This window comes from Photobacterium salinisoli (genome assembly GCF_003614885.1).
GTDB lineage: Bacteria > Pseudomonadota > Gammaproteobacteria > Enterobacterales > Vibrionaceae > Photobacterium > Photobacterium salinisoli.
Genome location: NZ_QZMS01000013.1, coordinates 261,386 through 267,779, shown reverse-complemented (window position 1 = coordinate 267,779; position 6,394 = coordinate 261,386). Strand labels below are relative to the sequence as shown.

The following is a 6,394-nucleotide window of genomic DNA, read 5'->3' as shown; positions in this document are numbered from 1 at the left end:
CATGATTAAAACCACCCGTCGCCGTAAATTGTTTCTTTTAGCGTCTTCAGTGAAGACACATTGTTAATCACTGCAATGATCAGCAAAGTGACCACCACAGTGATCAGCATGACTTTGTGCTCTTTCTTCATAGCGTTCCTTTGTGTTGTTGGTTGAACCGTTTCGGTGCCGCTATGAAATCGACTTTTAGGTAGGTTGGAAATGAGGAGAAACCTATAGGTTAGGCGGGTAACCTATAGGTTTAAACGTGACGGGCATCACGCTGCTTTTTTGCTGTTTTTCCGGTAGGTCAGAGAAACTTTTCGGCCTGTCTGGCAGTTCAGCGCCCCTTTCTGGTAGTTCCCCACGCCGTCCTCGACGTGGATGAAATCCGCGATCGGCTTGTTAATTTCCAGCTTGTTCATCTTAGCTGAGCGCAAGGCCGCGATATCTGCCACCGGGACGCTTTTCGCATCTGATAAATACTTGGCATCATTCATCGAATTGACCGCGCACAGATACCAAGTCGGTGACTGGGTGGTGATGGTTTTCGGCACTTCCTGCCCGCGCTGGAACACCGTAGTCACAATGCCGCCATACTGGCGGGCACCGCGCAGCAGCTCCCCGGTTTTCCCTTTCAGGGTGCCAGACGTGGGCGAGCAGGACGCCAGCTCTTCAATGCAAATTTCCAGCGGCGCTTTGCGGCCATCGAGTACCGACCATGCCGCCGCTGAGAAGAATTCCAGCTCCTCAAACACCAAGTCAGACGGGATATAAGCAATTTTAAAGGCACTGTTTCCTTGCCGGGCTTTGACCAGTGCTTTGAGGAAATCCGCCTTAGAGTGGAAGCCTCTGACCTGCTGGCCCTGAAAGGGTTTCCCGGCGTAGTTCTCGTAAGGGTCAAAGAACACCGCCTGTGCCTTGGCGGTGATGAATTTTGCATGCTTGACCAGTGAGGTTTTACCGCTGCCCGTGCCGCCGATAATCACCCGGTGCAACGGGTCAAGATGGGTGTTGGAGTTCTTAGGCCGCGGCAGGTTCAGGGTTGGCTTTTTCGCCATTGTCCACCTCCTGTTGTGCTTTCTCTTCGGCCAGTTGGGCGCGCTTCTCCGCCCGAAGCCCTTTCACCTGACGGGCCGTGACGCCACCTAAACCAATGACCGCCACCAAGAACAGAATTTCTTCTTTGTACTGGCCGAGCCAGTTCAACCACGTCGCCCCGTGCTTTTGCATCAGTGGCCCGGCGGCTTTGAGCACCTTGGCCTTGGCTTTCTCGTCGTATTCAAAATCCAGACCGATAGCGAAGGTGATCGCCTGCTCGGATAGGACAAACCCCAAGTCCAGCAAATCAACCGCGGCTTCTGCCGCGTCTTCATCGTTGGCGGCGTCCTGCGCCACTTCATCCTGCTCAGGTACTTCCTGTGATTCAAGTTGCTGAATCGCTGCGCCCCAGTCCGCCCAATCATCCGCCTGGGGTTGTTCTTCGACGAGGTCAAACGCCTCAATTTGCTGCAAGTTTTCCGCTGTTGCTGTCATCTTTTTTTCCTTTACACATACCAATTAAAATCATTACCAGTACAAATACCCCGACTAACCACGGATACAGGGTTTTCCAGTGGATTTTCGGGGCGCTTTTCTCAGGTTCGGTTAACGCGGATAACCCGTCCTCACTGGTTTGGGTAACGCTCAGGCTAACGCTTTGAACCGAATCCGGAACCGTTTCCTGAACGGGTTCGCTAACAGATTCCTGAACGGTTTGAACAGGCGCATCACCCAGCGCCTGAACCGTATCTACCTTGTGCTTTTCAATGTGCTCATGCATTGACGTGCTGTTGGTACTGTTGCCGCATCGCGGGCAACGGTAATAGAGCTTGCCAATATTGCGCGGGTTCTTCGGTGGCTCGCCGGATTCCATCAGGCGGTGCTCCCCGGTCATGTGCACCGTGCAGACCTCGCCACAGTCCGGCACGGTGCAGCGGATATAGCCGCGGGTCGGGTTCTTACTCATCCTCGCCCCCTTCCAGCTTTGCCAAGCGGGCCTGTACTTCAGCCCGGTAACCGGCTCGGGCTTTCGCGCTGATCCCGTCGAGCATTTCCAGCTTGTCAAAGAAATCACCCGGCAGGCCGATAGCCTCCAGACTCAGGGAGCCGCCGCTGAACATCACGGCAGACACCTTTTTCACCAGTACTTTCATATCCAGCGCTTTGAGCTTTTCAATCTCGGCCTTCACCTCTACGGATAAGGCTTCTGCCGTATCAATGGCTTTTTCGGCGTGGCGTAGCTGCTCAGCGGTCATGGTTTCAATCATCAATTTATCCTCGGGTCACAATTAAGCGGTTATTTGCCAGTTTGAGCTGGCAATCTTTGTCTATTGGCACTTTAGCCCCGGCCAATATGGGTTTAATCAAGCACTGCACCCCGGCATGGCTCCATCCGGTCACCTGTTTTAAGTGCTCTCCGAGCATGGGGTTACAGTTATTTTCAGTGCTCCAAGGGGAGCCGCTCCGCGACTCTAACAGCGCCCCCAACTCAGACTTTTTCACGAGTCGGTAGGTCTCGTTGCATGTCGAAATGAAGGTGCTCACCCCTTCAGAAACCCAGTGAAAGCCAATGGCTTTTTTCACGCTCTCGCCGTACTGGTTCTGTTTTTCTTCATAGGCAAGCTGAGCATCAGCGGCGAGCTGGCAAAACAGCGCCCACTTAGAGGAATCTGCCGCCTGTCGCAGCGCTTCGAGTTTTGGATCAATACGGGTTTGTTCTTCAGTAGCCCGGCGCAGATGGCGCCACAGGGAAACAGGCTCACCGCCGAACTGCTGAAATTGGCGGATACGGTGAACTGAGGCCCACGCCCGGACGCGAAACGCGCTTTCTTCGGCTTCGGTGTCCGGCATGTGCTTGCCGTTAATGTTTTTGGAGACGTATTTCGCGATGTACGCCGTGGCGCCGCCCTTGGCTGGGTCAGCTTCCTTAACGTCAAAGCGCGGGGAAATGTCGTCTCCCAGCTCGGCTCTGTCTTCACTGGTCGCCACGCCGGATATGATGTTAATCAGGGTGTCTTTGTCTTTCGGATCGCAGAACAGAAAATAGTGGCCATGGCTGGTGCCGTCTTTGTGCGGCTCTGCCACGCGAAAACCGAAGTAGTGAATACCTTCTTTAGCAATCAGGGCACGGGCCTGCGCCCACTGCTGCATCAGATTGCTATGGCCTTCTTTGACCGTGGCCCCGTTCCACTTGCTGGAATTGCGGTGGTACTTACTCGGCAGTGTCCACGTGAGAAACAACGCGGTATAACCCAAGTCCTGAGCCAGCTCTTCAAAGCCGCGGGAACGCACCATCATTTCAATGCGGCGGTTTTCCGGGTTGGCCGTGGTGCGTTTGATCACTTCGGCAAGGTCGAAATGCTCCCCGGTGGCCTCGTTGTACACCGCGGTGTTCTGAATGAAGCGCTCCGCTTCACGCTGCTTGTTCTTCCAGTTCTGGAAAGACGGATAGGAAATATATTTAGTCTGGTGCCCCTTGTCGCCAACGCGCTCAAGGGCAATCTGTGCGTACTCAATATATTGCGCCCGAAGGTGCAACAGGCGGCGCTCAATCCATTCTTCAGACTGCATTTTCAGCACTGAGGCTGTAAGCACTTGCTCGGCGCGTTCAATCTCCACCTTGCCACCGGGCAATACAGGCGGGTTAATGGAAATGGCGCGGATATTCTCAGCCAGCACAGAATAGATGTGCTTCATGGCTTCCAGAAAGCTGTCAAAAACCTGCGGGTCAATGTCTTTCATTGCCTGCATATTCTCATCAGCAACCAGACGGGCCAGCTTACGCACGGCCTCGTCTCGCATCAGAATGTTATGGTTTAAACGCTCGGCGTTGACCTTGTTGCGGCAGTCGACAAAGGAAAACTTGTTTTCAATGAAGGGAGCGACTTTTAAGCCGAATTTCACCGCCTCATCACTGAAGCGGTCAAGGTTGTCACGGGTAGCCCCGCCGCGCTGCTGGCGGCTGGCTATCTTGGTGCGGATATCCTGACGGACGACTTGCGGGAGACGTTTTAAGAAATGGCGAGTAAAAATAGTACCGTGTTGCATTACTCATTGACCTCATAGCAGCCTGTTGGCGTGCATTTGTAGTTCATCGGGCGGGGTGTGTAGGTGCGCTTTCTTATCCCGTGCTTTTCCCGCAACTTACCCAGCAGAAATACAGCGCGCTGGCGTTTCTCGGGGTCAGGGCTGACCATGCCAGCCATGTCAGGACAAGGGGCGTGAATCGGATCCATGCATCCCCCTTAAATCGCTGATTTCCAATCTTGATACTGTTCTGCCTGTTCTATAGCCAATTGCTCAAGCGCCCTCATGTTGATGAAATTCAGACCTCGCTCGTTTCGCTCACGTTTCAGTACAGGCAACATGCCCCGTTTTATCTGGCCTCGAACAGCATCAAGAGTCTGTCCTGTTATCTCTGCATACATCTGAGGGGTTACAAATGGAGCGTTATGTTGACGGATGTTGTTTTCTGTTTTCATTTTTTCACCTATCATTGACCTTTATTGCTAACAAAGTCACCTTGTTTTCCTTAGTTGCCATTCATAATAGTTCTTAAGGAAAACAGAAGTCAACAAAAAAGGATTGTGAATTATGCGTGAGTGGTTTTTGTCAACAGAGCTTGTTGAGATAGAAGGAATGCCTAGCAGTCGACAGGGAGTAAGCGTAAAAGCCAATAGGAACAATTGGTTAAAGCGAAAGGCGCAGGGAAAGGGGAGCGCTGTTGAATATCACATATCAAACTTTCATGAAAATGCGCAGAAGGCTTTAATAGCCTTACACGGCTCTGAGCATGAAAAAAGTAAAATGATGGAAACAATCAGTAATCTAAAGAAAACAGGCGACAAGTACAGAAGCCTGGAATATACAAAGCCATTACTGTTTGATTCAAGGGAACCCAATGCTTCAGCTATTTTTGAAGCACTACCTGTGAATGAGGCGGATACCATAGACATTCCAGAATTTAATGTACAAGCAGCCGCAGGAGCTGGCTGCCTAAGTAATACTGAGTACCAAACCAGCGTTTTTACAGTCTCTACTGCACTGGTAAGGAGCCTCGGCCTTCTCCCTGAATATTCAGCAATAGTATTTTGTTCAGGTGAAAGTATGTTGCCGACCATGGATGACGGTGATCGCATTCTTGTCGATACCAGAGAACTGACCGAGCCAGTTAAAGATGGGGTTTACGTCATTCGTATTGATGAAATGGTTTATGTTAAGCGATTGAAATGGAATATTTTAAATCAATCCTACAGAGTAGTTTCAGATAATCCGAGCTATGAAGATTTTGAAATGGCAGGAGAAGATCTCAAGCGTCTAAAAATAATCGGTCGTGCTGCAATGGTGATGAGGTCACTATGAGCATAAAAAAAGATGGCGATAAATGGCTGGTCGATATCAGGCCAGCCGGGAGGGATGGCAAACGCTTTAGGCGGAAATTTGACAAGAAAGCCGAAGCATTGGCTTACGAAAAATACATTCTTGCGAGGGCACATAACAAAGAGTGGTTAGGCCCTCCAGTAGATAACAGGAAACTATCTGAACTGATTGAAATATGGTGGAAAAAGTCAGGGCAATTTAAAAGGACGGCGAGTAACTATCTGAAAAAACTTGAATTGATCTGTACTGAGCTAGGTGATCCGCCTGTCAATAAGATTGATAACAAATTGCTTTCTGATTGGGTGCACTACAGACAAGAGAAGGGACAGAAGCCAGCAACAATTAGCCGCTTGATAAGCACTGTAAGTAATGTTTTTACAGTGCTTACCTCTACAGGGGATTTCACAGGGACTCATCCGATAAAAGGATTTAAGCTACCCAAAATTACCCGACGAGAAATGACATTTTTAACCGAAAGCCAAATCAGTCAGTTATTGGATGCAGTGAAGCATGATAAAGAACTGATGATGGCCGTTGAAATATGCTTAGCAACAGGCTCAAGATGGAGAGAAACAATCACATTAAAAGCAAGTAACCTCTCACCATACCGCATACGGTTTACCAACACGAAAACAGGCAAACCAAGAACAGTTCCAATCAGTGAGGAGCTGTATCACCGCATATATCCCCAATCAGGAAGCGATGTTTTTTCATTTGACCCTCAGGCGGAATTGTATGAAATCTTGGAAAAACTGGATTTTGGATTACCTAAAGGGCAAAAGGTGCATGTATTGAGACATACCTTTGCCAGTCACTTTATCATGGCAGGGGGAAACATCCTCACACTGCGAGACATACTTGGTCATTCAAGCATTGCTCAAACGATGGCATACGCCCATCTCGCACCTGATCACCTGGTAGATGCAGTAAGGTTCAATCCGCTGAGTAAAATGGCAGATAGAGCGTCCACATTATGCCCACTTTAACTACCTTT

At 50.1% G+C, this 6,394-nt stretch carries 10 protein-coding genes; 2 read left to right on the top strand and 8 right to left on the bottom strand.

Annotated features, from left to right (window positions below; translation table 11 throughout):
- Positions 1–5: 5 nt before the first annotated feature.
- The 8 genes from D6M16_RS22625 to D6M16_RS19035 form a co-directional block, all read right to left on the bottom strand.
- Positions 6–131, bottom strand: a complete 126-nt coding sequence (locus D6M16_RS22625) for a hypothetical protein (protein WP_255558100.1) — start codon at positions 129–131, stop codon at positions 6–8.
- A gap of 126 nt (positions 132–257) precedes the next feature.
- Positions 258–1,040, bottom strand: coding sequence for a hypothetical protein (locus tag D6M16_RS19060; RefSeq protein ID WP_120513491.1), 783 nt, complete (start codon positions 1,038–1,040; stop codon positions 258–260).
- Complete coding sequence (locus tag D6M16_RS22335; protein WP_162941110.1) at positions 1,003–1,515, bottom strand: hypothetical protein; 513 nt, start codon at positions 1,513–1,515, stop codon at positions 1,003–1,005. The genes D6M16_RS19060 and D6M16_RS22335 overlap by 38 nt, the downstream gene beginning before the upstream one ends.
- Positions 1,481–1,987, bottom strand: a complete 507-nt coding sequence (locus D6M16_RS19055) for a hypothetical protein (protein ID WP_120513490.1) — start codon at positions 1,985–1,987, stop codon at positions 1,481–1,483. The genes D6M16_RS22335 and D6M16_RS19055 overlap by 35 nt, the downstream gene beginning before the upstream one ends.
- Positions 1,980–2,288, bottom strand: coding sequence for a hypothetical protein (locus tag D6M16_RS19050; RefSeq protein WP_120513488.1), 309 nt, complete (start codon positions 2,286–2,288; stop codon positions 1,980–1,982). The genes D6M16_RS19055 and D6M16_RS19050 overlap by 8 nt, the downstream gene beginning before the upstream one ends.
- 4 nt (positions 2,289–2,292) lie before the next feature.
- On the bottom strand, positions 2,293–4,068 hold the full coding sequence (locus tag D6M16_RS19045; protein ID WP_120513486.1) for a replication endonuclease: 1,776 nt from the start codon (positions 4,066–4,068) through the stop codon (positions 2,293–2,295).
- The gene (locus tag D6M16_RS19040) at positions 4,068–4,256 is read right to left on the bottom strand and encodes a hypothetical protein (protein ID WP_120513484.1); all 189 of its coding nucleotides are present in this window, start codon (positions 4,254–4,256) and stop codon (positions 4,068–4,070) included. Before D6M16_RS19040 ends, D6M16_RS19045 begins: the two co-directional genes overlap by 1 nt.
- A 9-nt stretch (positions 4,257–4,265) precedes the next feature.
- Positions 4,266–4,502 (bottom strand): hypothetical protein, encoded by a 237-nt coding sequence (locus D6M16_RS19035; RefSeq protein ID WP_036760011.1) that lies wholly within the window; start codon positions 4,500–4,502, stop codon positions 4,266–4,268.
- A 112-nt stretch (positions 4,503–4,614) separates the two neighbouring features.
- Here D6M16_RS19035 and D6M16_RS19030 point away from each other — a divergent pair, with 112 nt between their 5' ends.
- Both D6M16_RS19030 and D6M16_RS19025 read left to right on the top strand, forming a co-directional pair.
- The gene (locus D6M16_RS19030) at positions 4,615–5,382 is read left to right on the top strand and encodes a helix-turn-helix domain-containing protein (protein ID WP_120513479.1); all 768 of its coding nucleotides are present in this window, start codon (positions 4,615–4,617) and stop codon (positions 5,380–5,382) included.
- On the top strand, positions 5,379–6,386 hold the full coding sequence (locus tag D6M16_RS19025; RefSeq protein ID WP_120513477.1) for a phage integrase: 1,008 nt from the start codon (positions 5,379–5,381) through the stop codon (positions 6,384–6,386). Before D6M16_RS19030 ends, D6M16_RS19025 begins: the two co-directional genes overlap by 4 nt.
- The last annotated feature ends 8 nt before the right edge of the window (positions 6,387–6,394 follow it).

Bases quoted from the DNA above. Each gene is read 5' to 3' on its own strand.
- D6M16_RS22625 (WP_255558100.1), bottom strand. From the start codon at position 131: ATGAAGAAAGAGCACAAAGTCATGCTGATCACTGTGGTGGTCACTTTG.
- D6M16_RS19060 (WP_120513491.1), bottom strand. From the start codon at position 1,040: ATGGCGAAAAAGCCAACCCTGAACCTGCCGCGGCCTAAGAACTCCAAC.
- D6M16_RS22335 (WP_162941110.1), bottom strand. From the start codon at position 1,515: ATGACAGCAACAGCGGAAAACTTGCAGCAAATTGAGGCGTTTGACCTC.
- D6M16_RS19055 (WP_120513490.1), bottom strand. From the start codon at position 1,987: ATGAGTAAGAACCCGACCCGCGGCTATATCCGCTGCACCGTGCCGGAC.
- D6M16_RS19050 (WP_120513488.1), bottom strand. From the start codon at position 2,288: ATGATTGAAACCATGACCGCTGAGCAGCTACGCCACGCCGAAAAAGCC.
- D6M16_RS19045 (WP_120513486.1), bottom strand. From the start codon at position 4,068: ATGCAACACGGTACTATTTTTACTCGCCATTTCTTAAAACGTCTCCCG.
- D6M16_RS19040 (WP_120513484.1), bottom strand. From the start codon at position 4,256: ATGGATCCGATTCACGCCCCTTGTCCTGACATGGCTGGCATGGTCAGC.
- D6M16_RS19035 (WP_036760011.1), bottom strand. From the start codon at position 4,502: ATGAAAACAGAAAACAACATCCGTCAACATAACGCTCCATTTGTAACC.
- D6M16_RS19030 (WP_120513479.1), top strand. From the start codon at position 4,615: ATGCGTGAGTGGTTTTTGTCAACAGAGCTTGTTGAGATAGAAGGAATG.
- D6M16_RS19025 (WP_120513477.1), top strand. From the start codon at position 5,379: ATGAGCATAAAAAAAGATGGCGATAAATGGCTGGTCGATATCAGGCCA.